Genomic DNA, 23,905 nt, shown 5'->3' with positions numbered 1-23,905 from the left:
ATGATAAAATAGTGGTGCTCATCAAGGTCCTTCTTTCTAATGGATTGTGTGGTAACACCATTAAAGACCTTGATGGGTTTTTCTGTCCACTTAAATGTTCAACTTAAATTTTACAATCTGCCATAAGGAAAATCTTGGATTGCCGAAAGCAGAAAATGTTGGTGAAGAAGGCTCAGTTGTAATTAATAGCTGGTTTAGCGGTAAAAAATCTATACTGGCGGATTTTTCAATTGGAACTATTGACCATTTACTTTTAATGAGTTTGAAGCAGAAACACCTCTTTTTACGCCATCTTGGCTTGAGCGGTAAGGTCGTAGTTATCGACGAGGTTCATGCATATGATACATATATGAGTTCCTATCTTGAACAAGCACTAGTTTGGCTTGGAGTCTATAGCATACCGGTAATTGCTCTGTCAGCAACCCTTCCAAAGCAAAAAAGAGCTGAACTGATGCAGGCATATTATTTCGGCAAATATGGTGAGCCGATTGAAGCAGATACTGGTTTGGAGGATAGCCAGGCGTACCCGCTGCTTACTTACATGGATGGTAAGGAAGTTAAGCAATTATCGGAGTTTCCAAAATCAGGTAATTCTAAAATAAATAAAATTATTCGCCTGAATAGTGATGACGAAGAGCTAATAAATAAGGCTGTGAGAAGCATCAGCGAGGGTGGTGTTGCCGGGATTATTGTAAATACGGTTAAACGGGCGCAAAAGCTATCGCAGCTGGTTCCAGACAATATTCCTAAATTAGTTCTTCATTCAGCGTTTCTCGCTCCTGATCGTGAAAAATTAGAGGAGCGCTTGCAATCAGCAATTGGAAAGAATGCTGATCGACCGGAAAGAATGATTGTGATTGGAACACAGGTACTTGAACAATCACTTGATATCGATTTTGATGTTCTATTTACTGACGTAGCACCGATCGACTTGCTAATTCAAAGGATTGGCAGACTTCACCGTCATAAAATAGAGCGTCCTGCTAAGTTGACTGAACCGATGACCTATATTCTTGGGATTAACTCATTGGGCGATTATGGGGATGCAAATGAAGCTATCTACGAAAAATACTGGTTAATGAAAACCGATTATTTTTTTCCAGACACGATTAGGGTTCCTGAAGATGTTTCGCGACTTGTACAACTTGTGTATGATCCCATAACCGATAGTGAAATTGTTGGAATTCGCGAAGCACAGCACCAAGAACGACTGATTATTGAAAAAGAACGGCAGAAGGCCCAGGTGTACCAGATTGATTTTCCTTCCCCAACTGATACTATCCATGGTTGGCTGGACCGAGATCGCCGCGGTGTGGCTGATGAGGCGAGTGCGGAGGCTGCGGTACGTGACATTAAGGAATCAATTGAAGTCATTTTGATTCAACATACTCAGGCAGGAGATTTTCTCCTGGATGGTCGGCCATTAAGTGATGTTCAGGACTATGAAATTGCACAGCAGTTAATCCGGTTACCGAATGCGGTAACGCCCAATATTGAAAAAACGATTAAGGATCTCGAAACCAAGACGAATAATAGCTTTTCAGAATGGCAGAATAACATTTGGCTCAAAGGAATTCTAGTATTGCCGTTAAATGAGCAGAAAACAGTTAGCCTCAATAATTGGCAAATTCATTATTCGAACACCCTTGGCTTGATGTATGAAAAGGAGGACCAGGATGGACAGAAAACATTTTAGTTTAGTAACCGAACCCTGGATTAAAGTTATTGATGAAAATAACCGAGAGCAAGAAATTTCGCTGGAAACACTCTTTAGAAATGCTGCCCAATATCGTCAATTGGCCGGAGAAATGAAATCTCAAGACTTAGCAATCTTACGGTTCCTACTAGCAATTTTAACAACTGTGTACTCACGGTATAGCGCCGAAGGACAAGTATATAAATGGCAAAACATAGATGAAAAATCTTTTAAGTTTCAAGGAAAGAGACCCGAAAGAGATTTATTAGCAACGTGGGAAAATCTTTATAATCAAAAGAAATTTACATCCGAACTATTCGAATATCTCCAGTCATATGCTAATCGTTTTGATCTCCTTGACGCTGAAACACCATTCTACCAAGTGACACGGGAAGAGTATGATTCATTAGTACCAAAGACTAAATCTGTAGGGAACGGTAAGGGAACGGTTGCGGTTAAACAAATTAATCGAACAATTTCTGAAAGTAACAATAAACCCGATATTTTTTCCCCTAATGCGCCGTTACATAAGGATGATGTTTCGTTTTCTGAATTAACTCGGTGGCTGATTACCTATCAAAACTTTACTGCGGTAACTGATAAGACCAAGGTAAAATCAAAAGAGAAGTTTTCGGTCTCTAAAGGCTGGTTGTATGACCTAGATCCGGTTTTTGCCGTTGGAAATAATCTGTTTGAAACTTTAATGTTGAACTTGGTTTTAGTTCCACAGTCAGTCCGACTAGGCAAAAACGTCTTTACTCAAAGGCCGGCGTGGGAATTGCCAGCGCTAGATTATATTCAATTGCGTCTAGATAATAATTTTCCCCAAAATATTGCACAACTATATACCACTTGGTCGCGGGCAATTCATATTGAATGGAATGGCAATCGACCAACTATCTTTAGTGCTGGCTTGCCAAAACTAGATAATGAGGATGCGTTTTTGGAGCCAATGACAACTTGGAAAGTAAAGGATAAAGAGCCAATAAAACCGACCTTGCGTTGGCTGAATTCATTAGGGAGAGCAATGTGGCGTAATTTTGGGCAATACATTAGTACGCAAAACTCAAACGGGGTTCAGCCAGGAATAGTAGCTTGGCTTAATAATTTGCAAAGTAAAAACATGATTCAGCCAGATTTTTCAGTCCATCTTGCTACGGTAGGCCTAATTAATGACGGAAACGCAACATCACAATCACCAGCCGCTGAGTTTGCGGATGAAATGCGGGTTAATGCGGACGTTTTATTCGACAAAGACTTAACTGACGCTGGGTGGCCAACACGAATTGAAGAAACGGTTGTAAGAACGCAAAAGTTAGGCTTATACCTGTCGTATTTTGCTAAAAATGTAGCTAATCTTCGCGGCCTTTCTCCTTCGGTACAAACTGATTTTGCTAATCAAGTTACAGCTGAATATTACAGCCAACTAAATGTCCCTTTTTATGAGTGGTTGGCTAGTTTGTCCAGTCAGGATGAGCGGAGTATGCGAATTAATGAATGGAATGAAAAGGCAGCATACATCGTTATGGAAACTGGCCAAAAACTTTTAAATACTGCCACGCCACGCGAAATTCGTGGCCAAATAAAGGATGAGAAATTAGAAAACATCTTTATCGACTATCGTATCTTTAAGGCTTCAGTAATGAAAACCATAAAAAATGGTTAAGGAGGATAAAAATGACTAATCACATTAGCAGTATTACTGCTAAGGTTATCCATCAGCTTTGGAATAATGGCAAACCCAATAAAGGTGAATTAGCAGCATTGCGAAATTCCAGACATATAACTGACCGTAATATGACTATAGTATGGCCCATTTTATTCAATGCGATGAAAGAAAAAGACCTAAGCAAGAATGGCCTCCCAACGTATTCCGAGAAAGCAATATTTGCAGCGCTGCACTGTTTTGCAATTTACCAGCAAGGAAATGATGGAACCTTAATTTATGAGTCTGCAGGCAGAGATAAAGAAGGAAAAGCACTATTTTTTGCATTGCAATTATTGCGGCAAGATCAGGTACGCCAAAAGGCAATTGATCGGCGGGTACAGACTATTTTAGGCAATAGTAGTTTTGAAAGTATTGAAAATTCAATATATCACCTTGTCCAAATCTTGAAGAGCAATTTTCCCAAAGAAAAGATTGACTTTGCTCAGTTAGCAAGCGATTTTTATGCATTTCAATTTAGCGCTGAAACTGCACGACAGGTATGCCTGATGTGGGGACAACAATATTATTGGATACCCAAAAACAATGACAATCAAAAGGGAGAATAATTACTATGAATAACCAAAATTTGTATGTTGACATTAACGTTTTGCAATCAGTGCCGTCTTCAAATATTAATCGAGATGATACGGGTTCTCCTAAAACGGCTGTTTATGGTGGGGTTACACGGTCGCGAGTTTCATCACAGAGCTGGAAGCGTGCAGTGCGAATGGCCTTTGAAAATCAGATGGCTGAAAATGGGACTGATTGGCTTAAAGGGATCCGTACCACGCGAGGACCAGAAATGTTGGCTAAAGAAGTTCAAAAACAAAAGGCCGATTTGGCTGATGGTGAGGCTTTACAAATGGCACTCACTATTTTCAATAAAGCTAAAGTCAAACTTGATAAGAAGACGAGTCGGACAAAGGCTCTATTGATGATTAGTCATGGACAAGTTGAAAAATTAGCAAAGTACGTTCTTGAAAACGATGAGATTGACAGTAAAGCAATCAAAAAAATATTGAATAGTGAACGTTCTTTGGATATGGCGTTATTTGGGCGGATGGTTGCCGATGATCCTTCCCTGAATGTAGATGCATCATGTCAAGTTGCCCACGCTATTTCAACACATGAAATTGTTCCAGAATTTGACTATTACACAGCAGTTGATGATGCAAAAGAAGACGATGAATCTGGCTCTGCAATGCTGGGAACGATTGAATACGACTCTGCAACGTTATATCGGTATGCCAACGTCAATGTCTGCGAGCTTGCGCATAACTTAGGTGACAAGACGGCTACACTGGAAGGTTTGAAGCTTTTTATTAAGGACTTTGTAATGTCGATGCCGACAGGAAAACAGAATACTTTTGCTAATAAGACTGTCCCTCAATATGTGATGGTAACAATTAGAGCGGATACTCCAGTGAATCTTGTAACTGCATTTGAACAGCCTGTTAAGTCACAGCAGGGTTATGTTGAATCTTCTATCAAGCGCTTAGAGAAAGAGTACGAGCAAACGCAAAAATTTGTTGAAAAGCCAATTGCTACCTTTGCTCTGACTAATTTTGAAAAGTCGTTAATTGCAAATCAGGAAGATAACATTACTTCTTTAATTGACGATGTCGTAAAGGTTATCGAAACGAGGGTTAGTGATGAAAACTCTAACGATTAAATTGACTGGTCCACTTCAGTCATACGGAAATCAAGCGACTTTCAGTCGACGAACGAGCTATCATTATCCATCCAAAAGTGCTTTGATAGGGATGATCGCAGCAGCTTTAGGATATAGAAGAGATGATTCGCGAATTAGTAATCTTAATCAACTAAAAGTTGCGGTACGAATCGACCAGCCAGGGCAAACAATGACTGATTTTCAGATTATTGAATATGATCGTGCACACCAAAAACGTAGTCTAAGCTATCGGGATTATTTGCAAGATGCTGTTTTCATAGCCGCCATTAGTGGAAATAGTAACAAAATTGAGCAAATTAATAATGCATTACATCATCCCAAATTCCAACTTTCGCTAGGTAGACGGGCTAATGTCCCAGCAGGGCCGTTAAAAACCAAAATTTTTGATAATCAAGACCCAGTCAGTGTTTTAAAAAATTCTGAATGGCAGGCGTCTGAATGGTATCAAAAGCGAAAGGGGAGCTATTTAGCAGAGATTATTGCTGATGCAGATCTATTACCAGATAAAGCATCTACGTTGGTGAAAGATAAGGTTGGTAGCTTTGACCAAGCTCATCGTTGGCATCAATATCGTGCTGTTGTAACCCTCCACGTAAAGCTGGCAAACTCGCTTAATAATACAGATCATGACGTTATGGCAAGCTTGTAGAAATGAGGAGGGAAGCAATGTACGTATCACGAGTAGAAATTGATGATAAAAATCGTCGAAAGATAAGGGACCTTACTCATTTGGGAGCCTATCATAATTGGGTAGAAAATAGTTTTCCAAATGAGATTGCACAACAAGAACGTTTGCGTCATTTGTGGCGGATAGACCAACTGCATGGTAAAAGGTATTTACTGATTGTTAGTCAGGAAAAGCCCAATTTAGACAAATTACAACGCTATGGTGTTCCTGATACTGCAATGGTGAAGGATTACCGGCCGTTTTTGAGTAAAATTCATAATGGTCAAGTAATGCATTTCCGGTTGGTAGCCAATCCTTCTTATCGCACGGATGGTAAGGTATATCCGCATATTACTGTTGAACAGCAAAAAAAGTGGTTTATAGAAAGAACGGAAAAAGCAGGTTTCATCATTGCTACTAGTAATGCAGGTAAAATGCAATTTGATATTGTTGATCGCAGTTGGCCAATTTTGTATCACAAAAACAGAGTTAAACTCAGTCAGGTCACTTTTGAAGGGGAGCTGGTAGTAACAGATGAGGACCAATTTAAGCGAACGCTAACCCAGGGCATTGGTCGTGAAAAAGCATATGGAATGGGAATGCTAACAGTAATTCCATTGAGGAGTTAAGATGAGTAACAATTATGGTGCTCCTAAAGCGGAGCTGAATGAACTTGGACGCATTCAGGACCGAATTTCTTTTTTATATTTGGAACATGCGCGGGTGAATCGACAAGATAGCGCAGTAACCGTTACTGATCAGCGCGGGACAGTCTTTGTTCCATCAGCAATGGTAAACGTTTTGTTGCTCGGTCCAGGAATTGACATTACTCATCGGGCAATGGAATTGATAGGTGATTCCGGTATGGCAGTTGTCTGGGTTGGTGAGCACGGGGTTCGTCAATACGCTCATGGGCGGCCCTTAGATCATTCTTCCAAGTTCTTGGAGCAGCAAGCAAAACTAGTATCGAATCGGCGCTCCAGAATTATGGTGGCCCGAAAAATGTACCAAATGCGTTTTCCAAATGAAGATGTCTCCAAAATGACTATGCAACAATTGCGAGGAAAAGAGGGCTCACGGGTTCGCAATGTTTATCAAGAACAGTCACAAAAAACTGGTGTTATGTGGGAACGACGAGAGTACCGGGTTGATGATTTTGAAAGTTCAACACCTATCAATAAAGCATTAACTGCTGCTCACCAAGCATTGTATGGCCTAAGTTGTAGTGTGATTGTAGCGTTAGGAGCAGCGCCGGGATTAGGCTTTATTCACACTGGACATGACTTATCGTTTGTTTACGACTTTGCTGACTTATATAAAGCAGAGTACTCGATTCCAATTGCTTTTGAAGCAACAGCTAAGCATGGGAATAATGATATTGCTGACTGGACGAGACGGATGATGCGTGATGCCTTTGCAAATGGTAAGTTGTTGGCACGAATGGTGCGAGATCTTAAAAATCTGTTAAGCATTGATGAAAATTTAAGAGCTGAATCAATGCATCTTTGGGATGATAAGCAGGGACTTCAGAAATTTGGAGTTCAGTATCATGAATATGAAGACGGGGATGATGAACGCTGATTGTCATAACTTTAACTAAAGTCCCTGCCTCGTTGCGAGGTGACCTGACAAAATGGTGCCAAGAAATTCAGTCAGGCGTTTATGTTGGTAATGTAAGTGCTAGAATTCGTGAACGATTGTGGCAACGGATTACCCATTCGAAGGGATTAGGCGAAGCAACAATTGTCTACAATACTAATAATGAATTAGGATATACTTTTCGAACAACTCGTAAGGATAAGCAAGTTGTTGATGCGGATGGAATACCGCTAATGAAGTCGCTGTTTGAGAATAAAAATAATCTGAAGCATGGCTTTAGTAATGCTTATAAGTTTCATCAGGCTAAAAAGTTTAGTCATGCTAAGCAACAGCGGTCTGAATTTGCTGTGTTAGATATAGAGACCACTGGATTAACACCCAATAACAATCAAATCATTTCAATCGGTGCTGTAAAAAATTCTAATGGTTCAACGGATGCGTTTTATCGGTTAGTGAAATTAGAAGGGAAAAAGAGTATTCCCTTAAACATTTCTCGAATGACGGGGCTTACTGATCAAAGATTGGCAGAAGAAGGCGCTGCGTTAAAAGACGTAATAATCGATTTGCAACATTTTTTAGGTAATTTACCAGTAATTGGGTACAATGTTTCATTCGATGAAAGCTTTTTAGAAGCTGCAGTGATTAAGCATAATCTTATTCAATTCAATAATCGGATGGTTGATATGCTTCCACGAATAAAGAAATTAGATAAGTTCTGCGATAACTATCAGCTTTCAACTATCCTCGAAAGATATAAAATTAACAATGAACACCCACATAATGCATTATATGATGCGAAAGCAACAATGGAGTTGGCAACAAAACTCATGAAAAAAGGTATTTTGAGGATCTAAGAACCGCGGTGTGACAGGGATTTTTTAGTGTATTCCCCATGTATGTGGGGGTGATCTCAACTGGCACAAGATGTTTGGGATTGGCAAGGAGTATTCCCCATGTATGTGGGGGTGATCTGCTTGACCGGCACCAACGGGTCGTTTCCAAAGTGTATTCCCCATGTATGTGGGGGTGATCCTTGTTGCGCATTCATTTCACGTAGTGCTTGATTAGTATTCCCCATGTATGTGGGGGTGATCCCACCAGTGGCAGGGTATCTGTATCATTCCCCGAGTATTCCCCATGTATGTGGGGGTGATCCCACTTTATCGCCGTTTTTCAGGTCGATGACTAAGTATTCCCCATGTATGTGGGGGTGATTGTTACGCCACTGTCCCTGGGGATTGAAACCATAAGTATTCCCCATGTATGTGGGGGTGATCCCACTGGGCTGGCTCTCAAAGATGTCAACGAAGCGTATTCCCCATGTATGTGGGGGTGATCCCCTAACCCTGACATCTGGCGAGAATGTTCAGACAGTATTCCCCATGTATGTGGGGGTGATCCCCATTGTAGTAAGATGGCGGTCCTTTGATTGAAGTATTCCCCATGTATGTGGGGGTGATCCCTTCCGGGCTAAAAAATCGTTAGCTTGCAGGGCAGTATTCCCCATGTATGTGGGGGTGATCCTAAATTGATTGCCTAATTAGGGCAAAAAGAAAAGTATTCCCCATGTATGTGGGGGTGATCCTACGCTGGGCCAAGTAGTCCACCTGCTAGTCCCGTATTCCCCATGTATGTGGGGGTGATCCTGATAACTTCACCGTTAGCGAAGCAATCAAAGTGGTATTCCCCATGTATGTGGGGGTGATCCCGATAGTGTTGCCTTTGGCCGGCTCTTTGGCTAGTATTCCCCATGTATGTGGGGGTGATCCCTTTGCCGGGATCTATGGTGGTACTACCTTGATGGTATTCCCCATGTATGTGGGGGTGATCCTAATGGTAATGGCATTACCGAAAAAACTTTCCCGTATTCCCCATGTATGTGGGGGTGATCCTATGCTTGCTGGCGTACTTAAAGTCACGCAACATGTATTCCCCATGTATGTGGGGGTGATCCCTGCCTAGGTTCCTCCAATGAGAACTAATTTTAGTATTCCCCATGTATGTGGGGGTGATCCCCCAGTAGTCAACCCGCTTTTCATTTTCGGCAAGTATTCCCCATGTATGTGGGGGTGATCCCTTTACTTGCGGCTACGATGGACTCAGCAGCAGGTATTCCCCATGTATGTGGGGGTGATCCTTGTATTAGAGCCTGCGCACCCGCGTATCAACTGTATTCCCCATGTATGTGGGGGTGATCCCATGAGGAGGGGTGAACAATGGCAACAATTACGGTATTCCCCATGTATGTGGGGGTGATCCTTAAAAAGAACCGGTTTGTAAAATAACTAAAACTCAAGAAATATTAATAAAGGCATGGTGAAGAGCTATTTTATGAAAGCGTTCCCAGAACGCTGATTATATGATATAATATATCCGAACATACGTTTGCTGAATTGCTTGGGATAGTTTAAAATGGGGATATGACGATGGCATTTGAACTTGTTTATATTTCGCAAGCGGGGAACCGCTCTTACTGGACGCAAACGAATCACTTTACTAAAAAAGCTGAAGATCATCGTTCTTGGGATACAGAGCTGGAGGTGGCAGAGGGCTTTAGTCGCCTGCGCCAGGAATTTCCGACTATTTTTGGTGCAAAAAAGGAAGAACGCTTTTATGTTCACGAGATCGGGACCGATAATCTTTCACCAATTAATGCGACTGCTGAGCCTGCAGAGCAGCCGGAAGAGAAAGTTGTGCCAGAGGCACCGTGGCCGGAGTGGGTTAGCCCGAAAATGGCAAAGAAGATCAGCAAGGATATGAAACTCTTTGCAGTCGCCGTTGAGGTCGGCGATAATTATTACTTTTTGGACACGACTCTGTATGATAATGGCGGCTTCATTTATCCGTTCGGCGATCGCGTCCGCCGCTGGGATGAAGCAAGCAAGGCGGTTGCCACTGCGGGAAGCATCGCGACCAATAAACGCTTTTGGAGTAATTTCCCTGAGCTGAACCCTTACTCGATGCGGGTTTTAAATCTACGGACGGGGGAAATAGTTTGGGACAATGGATCGAGTGACCAGGCAATGTCGACTTGGGAAACTGATCAAATGACACGGCAAATCGACAAGCTTAGTCAACGGTTAGCAGATCATTTTGATGATACCGACCAGAAAATCTTATCGGTAACCGACAAAACAAGGGAAAAGCCACAGATTGACTTCGCACGGTACGATGCTTCTAAATTTTTTGATAGTCTCAAGTATGTCATGGAATGCCTGGCACAGCGGGAAGAGTTGAATAAGCTACTGAGCTGGTACGACAGCAAGGTACTTCAGGATCAGTTACACCTGGTTGAATTGAGCAATTTAACAACGATTAATGCGGAAGAGTTTGTTAAGTATCTGCAGGAAACTCGGCGAACGAGACGCAAGGTGAAGGATCTGAATATTCTAGTAAACACCGTTGCGGACAATATGGATATCGAACAAATCATTAAGATGCTAAATTCAAATTTATCATTGTCGAATCACTATCAGTATCGCGATCGCCACACGGCGGAGATTCTTCAGCAGCATGTGATTAAGGATAGTGAAGGAGTAGAGCAAGGCGAAAGTTAAATGCCAATGGTACATCACCTAAACACATTAAGACCCCTTGTAACCGCTTTCTGAGATCCGTTATACTAAAGATAATTACTGATGAAGAATAGTTGAAAAGCAATGACGGAGGAAAAGTCTCTTGGTACTATGGCCCGCGTAATTATGTGGGAAGCCGACCACCCAGTTGGAATTATTCAAATTGTGCACGGTATGATTGAATATACAGAGCTGTATGAACAGTTTGCCCGCTTTGCTAATCGGGCCGGTTACATTGTGATCGGCAATGATCATGTTGGTCACGGCAAAACTGTCAAGCAAAAAGATGATTATAGAAAATTCCCTGATGAGTGAGAAATTTTAGTAGAGAATGTCCGTCTCCTCAGACAGTAGATGCAGGAACGCTAACCCAATCTTCCTTATATCGTGTTGGGGTATTTGATGGGTTCCTACATTGTTCGGCTGTACCTGGCTAAGTATGATGATCAGCTAGCAGGAGCAATCTTGATGGGGACTGGCCAGCAATTGCAGCTGTTAACTGGATCGGGAATCGCGCTTGCTGAAATAATTAAACTATTCAGGGGCCTCGACTATCGGAGTAAGTTGCTGGAAGAATTGAGCACCGGTTCGCTCAATCGCAATTTTAAACCGAATCGTACCCGTTCAAATTGGATAAATCACGATCCGCGAGAAGTCGTTAAATACCTAGCAGACCCTTATCAGCAATTTCGTCCAACGGTCAATATGTATCGGGGGATTTTTAACCTGTCTCATTTTGCTAACAAGAAGAAGTCGGTTCAGGCAATGCCGCATGATTTGTCGCTTTAGATCGTTTCGGGTGCTCAGGCCCCGGTTGGCGATCTTGGTAATGACGCACTACGGGTGGCCGGGTGTTCAAAGGTAACTCTTAAGCTATTCGAAGGGGATCGCCACGAAATTCTGCATGATTATAACAAGGAAGAAGTAATGCAGTACGATTGGGCGGCAGTTTTCAAGAGGATAGCTGTTAACACATGGGTCGTTGAGAGTGGACTGCTAATTTGGAAAAAATAAAAGCATCGACCCGTTAAAGCCGATGCTTATTTCATACTACATACTGATTTTATAATATTGCATTAGTAAATTCATAAAGAAAGCGGAGATCAAAATGGCCAACAAATATAGTGAAGCGACCTTGATGCTGTCAGAAATTGATTTCCCAGCGAATGTTCATGTTGGTGAGCATAGCTACTACAGTTTAGCCCGCGATGAGAACCCGGCGAAATTCAGCCAAAACCATATTTTATACAACAACCCGCGCGATACCTATCAACTCAGGATCGGCAAATTCTGTGCGATCGCGACAGGGGTCGAATTCTTGATGGCAAGTGCGAATCATTCGGTCAAGTCGATTTCAACTTACCCCTTTAATACTTTTTCTGCCGATTGGCGAGAGCTGACCCGGGTAAGCCGTCAGGATCTCAAGCGCAACGATACGGTGATTGGTAACGATGTGTGGATTGGCAGGAAGGCGACGATCATGCCCGGCGTAACGGTCGGCGATGGTGCAATCATCGGTGCCCAGTCAGTCGTGACGAAAAACGTTGCGCCATACACGGTCGTTGGCGGCAATCCCGCTAAGCTAATTCGCCCAAGGTTTGATGATGAGACGATCGCAAAGCTGGAGCAGATCAAATGGTGGGACTTTCCCGATGAATTGCTTGATCGGATTATTCCGTTGTTAACCACGCTTGATGTAGAAGAGGCGATTGTGAAGCTTGCTGAGATCAAAAAGAAACTTGATGGGAGTAACTAAACAGACCAAGAGGGTAAATTTTGGATTTCGTTGAGGTTGCTCAAATACATACTGTTAAAGCAACTATTCCACCAAGATTATCCGACTTCTTTGTGAATAACGGAGAAAGCTTTGATTACTAAACGTCCCTAGTGTTCTTTCCACTTAATCGAAAATTCGTTGAGCTTACTCTTTCGTTCGAAGTACTGCTTCACTTTCGGCACGACCCCTTTCCCATAGATTTCGATGGCGCGCATGATCTTGTCGTGCGGCATGGAAGCAATCGGCAGGTGCAGGTAGAACCGTTTCAACCCCAAATCTTCCATCATCTTGATGATTTTATCGGCAACCCGATCGGCATCCCCGACGAAAATTGCGCCGTCCGTGCCGATGCTTTCCAAGTACTGCTCGTAGGTCATCTCCTTCCACTGCGGTCGTTCCTTACCGATGGTATCAATGAGCAGCTTGGTCGGGTAAAAGTATTCCTTGATCGCCTGTTCATTATCATCACTTAACCAGCCCCAGGAATGCGCAGCAACCGGCATTTGGCCACGCTTTTGGCCGGCCTTCTCCGCTACCGCCCGGTATAGTTGAATCAACGGCTTGAAGTCGGCATATTTGCCACCGAGAATCGCATAAACAATTGGCAGCCCCATTTCAGCGGCCCGGATTGTCGAATTAATGTTGCCACCGGTTGCCAGCAAGATTGGTAGGAGCCGTCTAGAACGAGGATAGATCCCAAGATGATCGACTTTTGGCGTGAACTTTCCCTTGGGCCAATCTAGGATCTCATGCTGGTTAATCTTAATCAGCATGTCCAGCTTTTCCTTAAACAGCGCATCGTAATCGGCTAGATTATACCCGAACAAATCAAAGGCCTCCGTAAACGAACCACGGCCGGCCATGATCTCCACTCGCCCGGGTGCCACCACGTCGATCGTGGCGTACTGCTCGTAAACCCGGATGGGATCGATCGTCGGCAGATTGGTGGTTGCGCTAGAGAGGTGAATTTGCTGAGTTCTTGATGCCGCCATGGCTAGAATGATTTCCGGTGCAGAGACAGCGAAATCCTTGCGGTGATGTTCGCCAACGGCGTAGGCATCGATGCCGAGCTGATCGGCAAGTACAATCTCATCAATGAGGTCGCGGATTCGCTCATCGTGTCGAATCGGCTTGCCAGTGACTTCCAGTGGTGTAGTTTCGCCAAAAGTGGAGATTCCTAATTCAACGGTCATGGTTAAACGCTCCCTTACTGACTTTTTGTAAGACTATGATATCATAAATTAATTTATTGCACAATTGGCAATAAATTGGAAGCTAGCACGACTAAAAAGCTCAGAATGGATTTTGCTTAACTTGTTTTTACAAATGAAACTGTTACTGTGATAGGTGGAAGACACTTCTTTGTTGTAGTTTATTATTTTCTGAATCAGGGAGCATTAAATGAATATCGTTCAATTCTTAACTTCGGTTGATCAACAGTGTGAACAGAAAAATCATAGTGAACTTTCTATCTTCATCCACGAATATGCTCGGAAACTGCCTGCTGAGCAAAGGAACGGTTTCCTTACTGCTTTAAATCAGGCAGGAGTGGTGCAACCACATTTGCGGGGCAAACAACGTCAATTATTCCTGAAGCAATATGACATAATAAAGGAAAACTTAAATCGAATCCAGAAAGGTAATCTCTGGATTGAAAAAGAAGTTAATGAGGAGTACGACGACTGGTATGACGACCCGGACAACGAAATTTATTATCATGACCATGCAAATTTCAGCAAGGACATTAAAACAGCATATCGTTATCTTCTAAAGTGTCTGAAATATAGAGAAAGCCATATTGGGCGCGAGCTTGCCACCAATTTGTTGAACTTGAAAGTCACAGCGATAAACATTAAATGGGAAGAAAAAACGGGAGATCAGGTTCCACTTGAGGACCTTGATGAAAAATTAACAGGTATTCACCCCCAAAAGCTTTCCATTTTGGCTGCTTACATGACCTATTTCGACGTACCGTTAAAGAAGCGTCCCAGAGCAATTTATCAGGTAATGAAAACTAGTCGTTACCAGATTAGGTTGGAAAATCTGATGCAGGTTGGGCAAGAATTACCAGACTTTGCCGATTTTCTTCCCCTTTGGATCACCTACCTTGGTCGAACAAAGTCTCCCGTTTCGCAAGAGTTGTTGAATGAGGCAATTAAACTTAGTGGTGATCAGACAATTTTACTAAGAGCGGCGCGGAAGCATGTTAAGACTCATCCAGGACTATATGAACAATACATTTCCAATCAATTAGAAAAAGGCTTAGCTTCCCCAAGGGTTGGGCAACACCTGCTTCAAATTGGCGATGAGGCACTCAAAACAATTGATGAAAAGTATATTGTTCGAAGCAAAATTGCGGTGATGCTAGCAAAACTAGCCGCAAAGTTTGGCACCGCGGACCAAGAGGAACAATATCTGTTTGTTGCCTTTGCATCGCATTCAACCTTGGCAAATTACTTTCAGCTGCGCTTTAATTGTCATGATTTTACCAAATACGAGGAGCAGGTTGACCAGACAATAAAAAAAGCAGAATCACGGTGGGAACAAAATGAATATGGCTTTATGAATCAAGCGACGGAACTGCATGAAAATCAACTCAGCGATACGGCCGCTAATCTACTATTTTTCTTTCAAGGGGATTTTCAAAGTCTGATAGCCAATAAAATTTGCAAAGGGAGCTTTGTTAAATGCGGAGTCCCAGCGTTCTTGCTTTTACTGAGCGATTCTAAAGTGCTTTCAGTTGGCGGATTATCAATGTGTGAGTTGATCGTGAGAGAACTAAGCCTGTTTGACTTCATAGAAGAAAAGCCTATAACTGCTAAAGAGCTTGGAAAAGATTTTTTGCAATGGCAGCGAACAGTTAAACTCACTACTGAGCAGAAATTGGCTTTTTACCAACAGTTCCGGGAATTGGTTGAGAAGCGAGTTGTAGAAGTAATGAAAAACAATAACCGAAGAGCTTATGATGAATGCGCCGCCCTGGTTTCAATGTTAGGTGAGGCGTCAGTGGCACTGGGTCTATCATCAAGCAAGCAGGATATGCTGGCACAATACCATTCACGCTATTCAAGACGAAGTGCCTTTCATCGTGCGTTGAAGGAATACAGCTTGAAAAAATAAGAGGAGAAATCATCATGACACCAAAAGAACAAACCAAACTACGCCAAGTCGACCCAACGGAGCTCGCACACTTCCGCCGCTACGTCCAGACTGGCCAGCTTATCAAGCATGGCTCGCCAGAAATGGCGATGAGCGCCAAGATGACTGCCCGGGCGAACCTGATCCTAGCCGAAATTAGCACTGGCTATCACGACCACCAGGAGATTCAAGCGGCCTTATCCGAGCTGACCTGCCGTCCAGTCGATTCTACGGTAACCGTTATCCTGCCGTTTACGACCGACTTTGGCGCCAACATTAAATTCGGCAAGCACATCTACGTTAATGCCGGCGTTGCCATGCAGGATCAGGGGGGCATCACGATTGACGACGGCGCCTTGATTGGCCATCATGTAGTCCTAGCGACGCTGAATCACGGTTTGGATGCGGCCCATCGCCACGACCTCATCCCCGCGCCAATCCACATTTGCAAGAATGCCTGGATCGGGGCCAACACTACCATCCTGCAGGGCGTCACGGTGGGGGAGAATTCCGTGGTTGCTGCCGGTGCGGTGGTTACCAAGGATGTCCCAGCCAACACCGTGGTCGCTGGTGTGCCGGCTCGCGTCATCAAGCAGATCGAAAACTAAACAAAACGCAAAATGGTCGCCGAGGGCAATTCGCTCTCGGCGGCCATTAATTTAGGAAAAGATGCTCAAAATTTTCTGCCAGATACTATTGGGATGTTGTGGATGCTGTTGATTGGATTGTTCCTGCTCCTTAATCTTGAGCAGGTTCGTGTTGAGGCAATTGGTGATGTTCATTTGGATCATCCCTTCCTGTGGATGCTGGATTATTCAACAACGTGGCGTTCAAATGGCTGGTCGGAGATCTCTTCGCTCAGGATCTTCTTCGACCATTCTTTGGCGGAGAAGAGCGAGTGGTCGCGGTAGTTCCCGCAGGATTCGATGGTCGTGCCCTGGACGTCTTCCCACTTGGTCTTGTAGGCAATTTCCTCCAGTGAAGACTTCAGCGCTTTAGCGACCTCGGTCGTGGAATGTTCGCCCTAGGTAATCAGGTGGAAGCCGGTTCGACAGCCAAAGGGCGAACAGTCAATCACGCCATCGAGGCGGTCACGCAGCAGACCCGCCAGGAGGTGTTCGATTGTGTGCAGTCCGGCCGTTGGGATGGCGTTAACGTTCGGCTGGACGAGCCGAAGATCATAGTTGCTGATCTTATCGCCCTTGGGCCCAGTTTCGACGGTAATTAAACGAACGTAGGGTGCTTTCACCTTTGTGTGATCCAGTGTAAAACTTTCAACCTTAGCCATAATGAAAAAACTTCCTTTCTTAGTTAGCCCCAAATTTCTTCGGCGATTTCCTTAATCAACTTGATCTTGGCCCATTGCTGCTCTTCCGTCAGAATATTACCTTCTTCCGTTGAGGCAAACCCACATTGGGGACTGAGACAGAGGCGATTGAGTGGGTGGTACTTCGCTGCCTCGTTGATTCGGTCGATGATCGCCTGTTTGTCTTCCAACTCCCCACTCTTGGAGGTGACCAGCCCGAGGACCACGTACTTGTCGTCCGGCACAGCGGTGAGCGGTTCAAAGCCACCGGCGCGGTCGCTGTCGTATTCCAGGTAGAAGGTCTTAACGTTTTCGTGGGCCAGCAGGGTGTCGGCCACCGGTCCGTAGCCACCAGCTGCGGCCCAGGTAGAGTGGTAATTGCCCCGGCAAACGTGGGTGTTGACGGTCAGGTCTGTCGGCAGCCCGGCGATCGCCTCGTTATTAACTTTCAGAAAACGTTCCTGCAGGGCCTTGAGCTGTGACGTATCGGCGTTCGGATCCTTCTTCTTTAAGTTTGCGAAGTTATTGACCGAAATGCCCCAGGTACAGTCGTCCAGCTGCAGGGTTCGACAACCAGCCGCGTACAGGTCCTCAATTACCTGGTGGTAGGCCGCCGCCACGTCATGGTCAAGTTCGTCCAGGTTCGGGTAAAATTTCTTTGCATTGGCCTGATTTTCTGGTCGGAGAAACTCTTCCAAGAATTGCGCTGGTGCAGGAATCGTCTGCTTGACCTGGGTCCCTGGACTAACGTGGTCACGAACAAACTTGAAGTATTCGACGAAGGGGTGGTTTTCACCCGTGACCTTGCCGGTGAGTTGAGCGGTTTCCGGCCGGGTCTCTTCATCAGCAAAGTGGTAGCCTTCCTGCAAAATGGCTTTCTTAACGCCACCCAGGCCCCAGAAGAAGTCAAGGTGCCACCAGCTGCGGCGAAATTCACCGTCCGTTACAGCCTTCAAGCCGGCCGCTTCTTCCTTCTTAATCAAATCTTCAATGCAGTGATTTTCAACCTCCGTCAGCTCGGGTTTGCTGATCTCGCCCTTGGCGTACTTGGCGCGGGCGTCTTTCAGTTCCTGGGGGCGCAAGAATGAGCCAACAATGTCAAAACGAAATGGGGAAGTCGTACGTGCAGTAAATTCAGTCATAAAACATCGATCCTTTCTTCATGTAAAACAAGCTAACTCAGGGTAAATAAAAATCCCCGCAGAAAAGCATTTGCTTATCTGCGGGGACGTCTTTTCAACGTGTTACCACCCTTGTTCAACCGGGCATCACTGCCCAATCCTCAGTAGGTACACCATTTCCATGGTAGACCCAGACGCGATACCGGGCGTCTCCCGTGAGGTGTTAACCGAGCGGCTCACACCTCGCAACTGCTCCAAGACCATCTTCGTGAAGATCCGTCATGCCGGCTCGCACCTTCCCCGGTTCTCTGTGATGACTTCAGGTCACTACTCATCTCTTCTAAGCAATTTCTAATTTGATTGTCATTATTGTAACCACACTTTTTCCGAGTGTCAACAGTGATTTGCAAATTTATTGCTGAAAAGGATGTTCCTCAGTTGGACATAAATAAGAAAAAATTATAAAATCATGAGAATGATATTTTAAAAAGATTTGCCAACATTTCCCGGGAAATATTAAGAATACCGGAAAACTTCTCCAACTTTTTATCAATCGTAAAACGATTTAGGCTGAAAACGTTAATCTGACGGCCTGCAATCCATGATATACTCAAGCCAAATAGGAGGTATTTATCATGAAAAACGTCTACTTTGATCATGACGGCAACGTCGACGACCTGGTTTCCTTGCTGCTTCTGCTTCAAGTGCCGGACATCAAGTTGCTCGGCGTTGGGGTGGTTGACGCCGACTGCTACGTCGATCCGGCCGTCGAGGCTTCCCGGAAGATCATCGACCGCTTCAACCAACGCCACGATCCGCTGGAAGTTGCCAAGTCTGATTCCCGGGCCCACCATCAGTTTCCGTCCAACTGGCGACTGAGTTCATTCTCCTTTGACGCCTTCCCGATGCTGAACGAGTCCGGCACCATCAAGACGCGTCAGGCGGCCAAGCCCGCATACCTAGACATGGTTGAAAAGATCAACCAGGCAGATGATCCAGTAACCCTGATTATGACTGGCCCGCTAACCGACCTGGCCCGGGCCCTGCAGGTGGACCCAGGCATCCAGGACAAGATCGAATGCCTCTACTGGATGGGTGGTTGCCTGGATGGTCACGGCAACGTCAATGAAATGGGCTTCGACGGAACCGCCGAATGGAATGCCTTCTGGGATCCAGAGGCCGTTAAGACAGTCTTTGATTCTAAAATCAAGATTCAGATGGTCGGCCTCGAGAGTACCGAAGAAATTCCGCTGACCAAGGAACTGCGCCTTCGCTGGGCCGGCCTCCGCAAGTACCCGGCCATCGACCTGATCGGCCAGGGCTACTCACTGGTCTTAGCAGACGAGGCTGATTCAACCTACTACCTCTGGGACGTCCTGACGACCCTGTCCAGCCTCTACCCAGACTTGGTCAAGACAATCCAAACCACGGCGGACGTCAAGACGCAGGGGCGGGCAGCTGGCCGGACCTTCAAGACTGCCGATGGTCGCCCACTGACCCTGGTCACCAAGGCGGACAAGGATGCCTTCTTCAAGACGATGGATGAGTTAGCCGAGTCCGCTCATCTGGAATAAAAAGCGTAATCCAGAATTGCCTCACTGAGGAGTAATTCTGGGTTTTCCTTGGAGAGGAGGATTAGATGGGACTTAGACAGACGGCACCGTGGCCGATTCCGATCGAAGCCCAGGCAAGCTCTCAAGTCAAAGTCGGCTATCACCAGGTCAAATACGACTGGCAGACGGAGAACTGGCACTACGAGGCCCGCTGGCACGAGCAAGTTCCGGGCGCTAAATTAATCACCCGGCCGAGCTGGCACTTGGAGCGGGTCCGCCCGGGGAAGGGGTATGGTTCCACGGCAGCGCCCCGAATAACTCAGACCCTGGTCGGCAAATCTTGGCTGCCGACGCGCCAGGTTCGTTATTGGGCTCGTCGCTATAACGATGGCGTGGCCACGGAGCGCGAGATTTATCTGCTCCGGTTAGCCCATCCCGCTCCAATCAAACATTCAGGAACATCAAAATTTCCCAGGAAATAAATTTGATCAGGCGATTACCCAATTGCCCGGATTGTGCTAAAATGTGACCAACGAGGGTACTTGCAGGCGATACCTAATCCAACATTGCCGTCGATGGAAAGGATCAACATGCGAATTAATGTCTTGCAGCACACGCCAAATGAGGGCCCCGGCTCCATTCAGGACTGGGCTCATCTTCATAACCACGAATTCTACGTTTACCATCCCTATCAGTTTGGCAACCTCCCGACGGCGGACGAGACGGACTTGCTCGTCGTCCTCGGCGGGCCGATGAGCCCGAACGACGACCTCGATTGGATCCAGCAGGAGCGGGTCTTAATCAAGCAGCTTCTCAATCAGGGCAAGCCGATCTTTGGGGCCTGTTACGGTGCCCAGCAGATTGCCAAGACGCTGGGATGCGAGATCGGCAAGGCCCCGCACAAAGAGGTCGGCTGGGCGCCGGTCTACCGGCAGTCAGACGTGATTCCGGGAATTCCAGAAAAGCTAGTGGCCTTACACTGGCACGAGGAAATGTTCCAGGTGCCGGACGGAGCCCAGTTGCTTTTCTCCAGCGACCTGGTGAAGAATCAAGGCTTCCTGCTCGGTACAAACGTTATCGGTCTCCAGTTCCACTTCGAACCAAAGCTCGATAATGTCCGCGAGATGGCGGTCAATGATGACCAGTATCCACTTGAGGGTAACGATCTTCACCAGACACCGGCGGAGATCATCGCCCATGGCGTGCCGAATGAAAACCAGCAGGTGATGTTTAAACTTTTAGATTACATCGTTAAATGAAAATAAAAAAGCTCGGGACAGTTTTGACGAAGAGGCGTTTCCTCGTCATGATTGTCCTTTTTGATTGTGCTAGACTAAAGGAAATTAGCAAAGTTTTAAAGAGGAACTGACAAATGGAGAACGACGATAAAAACCAATTGGGTCATCGCAACTATCGCGATGATTTTTTTGAACGTGGTCACTGGTGGTTAAAAATCAGACAGGTGCTAGTCACCTTGCTCTGTTGGGTGATCTTTGTTATTCCTTGCTATATCACAATCAAGACTTATACAGCCTATTTAACAAACGGGAGGCATGGCCACTTCTTTTGGCACTACCGCGAGGGCTTTCAGGAGCTGGACTTCTTAATCATTTTCCTGCTCTTTGCCATGGGCATGATCGCGGTTTTCTGCCTGGCGATTGGCTTTATTCAAAACCAGCGCCGTCACGGCTTGGTGGAAAAGTGGCCGATGATCGACTTGGCAGAAAATCAACGCAAGATCAAAGTCTCCGAACGTTTCATGGCCAAGCGCTTCGGACCTCCTGTCAAACGGCATGCGGTCCGTCACTATGTCGTCAAGCCTGAACAGAATCTTGAAAAGAACCAACTGAAGACGATCATTGAGAAAAAGGAGGAAGACTAAATGGTTTCAAATATTATGAATGAAGCCTTGGGAACCAACTCGCCCTGGATGGCCTTCCTCCTGATTATTAACCTGATTCTGTGTATTTACCCGATCCTGGGCGCGATGTTCTGGTTCTGGGGGGCACTCTCCTACACGCTTTTTCGGCGAAAGGATGAGCTGGCACCGGAGGGAAAACTGGAGAAGGAACCCTTTGTCACCATCATGGTTCCGGCCCACAATGAGGAGATGGTGATCGAGGACACCTTTGAGTATCTTCTCAATGAGTTGAACTATCACAATTACGAGGTCCTGGTGATGGATGACGGCAGCACGGACAAAACGCCGGAAATCCTTGCTAAAATGCAGCAGCAATATGAGAAGCTCCGGGTCATCCGGATTGAGGACAATCAGGGTAAGGCCCACGCCTTCAACATCGGTATGTTCTTTGCCAAGGGAAAGTATATTTTGAGCAACGACGCCGATACGCTGCCGGAACGGGATGCCCTGATTAAGTACATGCGCTACTTTGAGACGCCCCAGGGATTGAACTATGCGGCAATTACCGCCAACATGGACGTTTTCAATCGTTCATCGCTTTGGGGAAAATCACAGACAGTCGAGTTTTCGAGCATTGTCGGTATCATTAAGCGGAGCCAGACGGCGGTCAACAACACTATGTATGCTTACAGTGGAGCCAACACGATGTACCGCCGCGACTTTTTGATCAGCGTCGGCGGCTTCCGGCAAGATCGAGCGACCGAAGACATCAGCATTGCCTGGGACCACACTTTCATGAACATGACGCCGAAGTTCGCCCCTGACATTGTCTTTCACATGAACGTTCCAGAAAGTTTTCACGACCTTTACAAGCAACGTAAACGGTGGGCACAGGGTGGAACCGAGGTTTGGCTGACCAACTTTACGAAGGTTCTTCGCCATCCCTGGCGCTACCGCTATATCATTCCGATGTTGACGGATACGACCCTTTCGATTATCTGGTCATTCTTCTTCTGGATCACCAGCATTATCTTTATTCTGTTGATGCTGCGTTTTGCCATTGTCGGCAACTACGAACGAATCTGGCACGGAATCGTCATGAGTATGATCTTCGTTAATTTCCAGCTGATCGCCGGAATTATTCAAGTCCTGGCTGCCTTGATCTTGGACCTCAAGGGGACCAAGCTGCGCTACCTCTTCTTCGCCCCAATCTATCTGTTATTTACCTGGATCGTCAATCCGCTGACAATTGTCACGACCTTTTTGCGGGCCGTGAAGACCATCCTTGGTCATGGTAGCGGCACCTGGAGCAGCCCGGAGAGAAAGGGGAAAGGCAATGCGTAGTCTAGCAATCCTTTTGTGGTGGATCTTTGTTGTTTTCACAATTCTTTCGATCTTGGCCTGCATTGAGTCCTGGATTCATTATCACCGCAAGCCTGGGATCGATACCGGTGATGATCAGAACGGTCGCTACCGTTATTTCGTTCAGTCAATTCGGGATCAGCAGTCTCATGTGGTGGGCTATGCTTTGCTCCTCCGGGAATACGATGAGCAGAGCAAACAGTGGCACCTTCCGGAACGGGTGGCCGACTTTCCACTCAGCCGGGTCATTAGTGTTATCCAGGACCTGAAGCCCTACCTGAAATCGGCTGACACATTTATTACGCTGAACGTCACTGCCACTCAGGTGCTGGACTTTCGAATCAGCCGCTTCATTGGCTGGGCCCAGGATGTTCTGCCGGATCAGCGCTTAGTGTTTGAAATCAGTGTCAGTGAATTCTTGCAAAGTGGCTATACCAAGCGGCGCCGTCTGAACCAACAGCTGAAGGAAATTACGAGCCAAGGTGTTTCAATCATTATTGAGGATGTCGATTCATCCATGCGTACTTATTTGCTGCTCCGTGACTTTCTGCCGAACATTCAATATCTCAAGTTCAAGGCACAGGCGTTTAACAAGTCACAAGATCATTGGATCGACGTTACCCTCGGCATGTGGCAAAAGCAGCTCCAAAATTACCATGTCCAGATGATCCTGGAGCAGGTGGAAAATCCAGAGCAAAGCCGGCTAGCCGACCAACTGGGCATTCCATACCGACAAGGTTACCTATATGATCGACCGCGCGACATCAGTAGCCATGCTGACCGATCAAAAGCTGACGAATTAAATTAAAATCTTGCTCATTATGTCCCAAAAGTGTTAGAGTGGATTAC

21 protein-coding genes, 2 pseudogenes and 1 CRISPR repeat array are annotated in these 23,905 nt (G+C 45.6%); of the genes and pseudogenes, 20 read left to right on the top strand and 3 right to left on the bottom strand.

Annotated elements, in window-relative coordinates; genetic code table 11:
• Positions 1-139: 139 nt before the first annotated feature.
• The 11 genes and pseudogenes from cas3 to OCT58_RS04045 all read left to right on the top strand — a co-directional run bounded on the left by cas3 (position 140) and on the right by OCT58_RS04045 (position 12,694).
• Positions 140-1,696 (top strand): CRISPR-associated helicase Cas3', encoded by a 1,557-nt coding sequence (cas3, locus tag OCT58_RS04095; protein ID WP_267201590.1) that lies wholly within the window; start codon positions 140-142, stop codon positions 1,694-1,696.
• Positions 1,677-3,362: a type I-E CRISPR-associated protein Cse1/CasA gene (locus OCT58_RS04090; protein ID WP_267201589.1), complete on the top strand. Its 1,686-nt coding sequence runs from the start codon at positions 1,677-1,679 to the stop codon at positions 3,360-3,362. The genes cas3 and OCT58_RS04090 overlap by 20 nt, the downstream gene beginning before the upstream one ends.
• 11 nt (positions 3,363-3,373) lie before the next feature.
• On the top strand, positions 3,374-3,970 hold the full coding sequence (casB, locus tag OCT58_RS04085) for a type I-E CRISPR-associated protein Cse2/CasB (protein WP_267201587.1): 597 nt from the start codon (positions 3,374-3,376) through the stop codon (positions 3,968-3,970).
• A 5-nt stretch (positions 3,971-3,975) separates the two neighbouring features.
• A complete protein-coding gene (gene cas7e / locus OCT58_RS04080) occupies positions 3,976-5,076 on the top strand; it encodes a type I-E CRISPR-associated protein Cas7/Cse4/CasC (RefSeq protein WP_267201586.1) in 1,101 nt (366 codons plus the stop codon).
• The gene (cas5e, locus tag OCT58_RS04075) at positions 5,057-5,746 is read left to right on the top strand and encodes a type I-E CRISPR-associated protein Cas5/CasD (RefSeq protein ID WP_267201585.1); all 690 of its coding nucleotides are present in this window, start codon (positions 5,057-5,059) and stop codon (positions 5,744-5,746) included. Before cas7e ends, cas5e begins: the two co-directional genes overlap by 20 nt.
• Before the next feature lie 17 nt (positions 5,747-5,763).
• Positions 5,764-6,393: a type I-E CRISPR-associated protein Cas6/Cse3/CasE gene (cas6e, locus tag OCT58_RS04070; protein WP_267201584.1), complete on the top strand. Its 630-nt coding sequence runs from the start codon at positions 5,764-5,766 to the stop codon at positions 6,391-6,393.
• Position 6,394: 1 nt separating this feature from the next.
• The gene (gene cas1e, locus OCT58_RS04065) at positions 6,395-7,345 is read left to right on the top strand and encodes a type I-E CRISPR-associated endonuclease Cas1e (RefSeq protein ID WP_267201583.1); all 951 of its coding nucleotides are present in this window, start codon (positions 6,395-6,397) and stop codon (positions 7,343-7,345) included.
• The gene (gene cas2e / locus OCT58_RS04060) at positions 7,342-8,217 is read left to right on the top strand and encodes a type I-E CRISPR-associated endoribonuclease Cas2e (RefSeq protein ID WP_267201591.1); all 876 of its coding nucleotides are present in this window, start codon (positions 7,342-7,344) and stop codon (positions 8,215-8,217) included. The genes cas1e and cas2e overlap by 4 nt, the downstream gene beginning before the upstream one ends.
• Positions 8,218-8,246: 29 nt before the next feature.
• Positions 8,247-9,622: direct repeats of the CRISPR family, unit length 28 nt; unit sequence GTATTCCCCATGTATGTGGGGGTGATCC.
• A gap of 167 nt (positions 9,623-9,789) precedes the next feature.
• Positions 9,790-10,920 (top strand): hypothetical protein, encoded by a 1,131-nt coding sequence (locus OCT58_RS04055; RefSeq protein ID WP_267201582.1) that lies wholly within the window; start codon positions 9,790-9,792, stop codon positions 10,918-10,920.
• A gap of 102 nt (positions 10,921-11,022) precedes the next feature.
• Positions 11,023-11,727: pseudogene (locus OCT58_RS04050) on the top strand (alpha/beta fold hydrolase).
• A gap of 319 nt (positions 11,728-12,046) precedes the next feature.
• The gene (locus tag OCT58_RS04045) at positions 12,047-12,694 is read left to right on the top strand and encodes a CatB-related O-acetyltransferase (RefSeq protein ID WP_267201581.1); all 648 of its coding nucleotides are present in this window, start codon (positions 12,047-12,049) and stop codon (positions 12,692-12,694) included.
• Positions 12,695-12,822: 128 nt separating this feature from the next.
• On the opposite strand, the gene OCT58_RS04040 is transcribed toward OCT58_RS04045, so the two are convergent.
• Positions 12,823-13,908, bottom strand: coding sequence for an LLM class flavin-dependent oxidoreductase (locus tag OCT58_RS04040; protein WP_267201579.1), 1,086 nt, complete (start codon positions 13,906-13,908; stop codon positions 12,823-12,825).
• 208 nt (positions 13,909-14,116) lie between these two features.
• Here OCT58_RS04040 and OCT58_RS04035 point away from each other — a divergent pair, with 208 nt between their 5' ends.
• The 3 genes from OCT58_RS04035 to OCT58_RS04025 are packed head-to-tail and all read left to right on the top strand — an operon-like array spanning position 14,117 to position 16,764.
• The gene (locus OCT58_RS04035; protein ID WP_267201577.1) at positions 14,117-15,835 is read left to right on the top strand and encodes a hypothetical protein; all 1,719 of its coding nucleotides are present in this window, start codon (positions 14,117-14,119) and stop codon (positions 15,833-15,835) included.
• A 14-nt stretch (positions 15,836-15,849) separates the two neighbouring features.
• On the top strand, positions 15,850-16,461 hold the full coding sequence (locus tag OCT58_RS04030; RefSeq protein WP_305069082.1) for a DapH/DapD/GlmU-related protein: 612 nt from the start codon (positions 15,850-15,852) through the stop codon (positions 16,459-16,461).
• 12 nt (positions 16,462-16,473) lie between these two features.
• On the top strand, positions 16,474-16,764 hold the full coding sequence (locus OCT58_RS04025; RefSeq protein ID WP_267201592.1) for a hypothetical protein: 291 nt from the start codon (positions 16,474-16,476) through the stop codon (positions 16,762-16,764).
• Here OCT58_RS04025 and OCT58_RS04020 read toward each other — a convergent pair.
• Positions 16,665-17,141: pseudogene (locus tag OCT58_RS04020) on the bottom strand (S-ribosylhomocysteine lyase). The gene OCT58_RS04025 and the pseudogene OCT58_RS04020 sit on opposite strands and share 100 nt — an antisense overlap.
• A 23-nt stretch (positions 17,142-17,164) precedes the next feature.
• Positions 17,165-18,301, bottom strand: coding sequence for a 5-methyltetrahydropteroyltriglutamate--homocysteine S-methyltransferase (locus tag OCT58_RS04015; RefSeq protein WP_267201576.1), 1,137 nt, complete (start codon positions 18,299-18,301; stop codon positions 17,165-17,167).
• A 614-nt stretch (positions 18,302-18,915) separates the two neighbouring features.
• On the opposite strand from OCT58_RS04015, the gene OCT58_RS04010 reads away from it, so the two are divergent.
• The 6 genes from OCT58_RS04010 (at position 18,916) to OCT58_RS03985 (ending at position 23,864) form a co-directional block, all read left to right on the top strand.
• Positions 18,916-19,854, top strand: a complete 939-nt coding sequence (locus OCT58_RS04010; RefSeq protein ID WP_267201575.1) for a nucleoside hydrolase — start codon at positions 18,916-18,918, stop codon at positions 19,852-19,854.
• Positions 19,855-19,919: 65 nt separating this feature from the next.
• A complete protein-coding gene (locus OCT58_RS04005; RefSeq protein ID WP_267201574.1) occupies positions 19,920-20,315 on the top strand; it encodes a hypothetical protein in 396 nt (131 codons plus the stop codon).
• Between the two features lie 108 nt (positions 20,316-20,423).
• Positions 20,424-21,092 (top strand): type 1 glutamine amidotransferase, encoded by a 669-nt coding sequence (locus OCT58_RS04000; protein WP_267201572.1) that lies wholly within the window; start codon positions 20,424-20,426, stop codon positions 21,090-21,092.
• A 113-nt stretch (positions 21,093-21,205) separates the two neighbouring features.
• Positions 21,206-21,715: an ABC transporter permease gene (locus OCT58_RS03995; protein ID WP_267201571.1), complete on the top strand. Its 510-nt coding sequence runs from the start codon at positions 21,206-21,208 to the stop codon at positions 21,713-21,715.
• Complete coding sequence (locus OCT58_RS03990) at positions 21,716-23,038, top strand: glycosyltransferase family 2 protein (protein WP_267201570.1); 1,323 nt, start codon at positions 21,716-21,718, stop codon at positions 23,036-23,038.
• Complete coding sequence (locus OCT58_RS03985; RefSeq protein ID WP_267201569.1) at positions 23,031-23,864, top strand: EAL domain-containing protein; 834 nt, start codon at positions 23,031-23,033, stop codon at positions 23,862-23,864. The genes OCT58_RS03990 and OCT58_RS03985 overlap by 8 nt, the downstream gene beginning before the upstream one ends.
• Positions 23,865-23,905 lie beyond the last annotated feature (41 nt).

This window comes from Limosilactobacillus kribbianus (assembly GCF_026413145.1).
GTDB classification, from domain to species: domain Bacteria; phylum Bacillota; class Bacilli; order Lactobacillales; family Lactobacillaceae; genus Limosilactobacillus; species Limosilactobacillus kribbianus.
The sequence above is the reverse complement of the archived record's forward strand: the minus strand, read 5'-3'. Positions and strand labels throughout refer to the sequence as shown.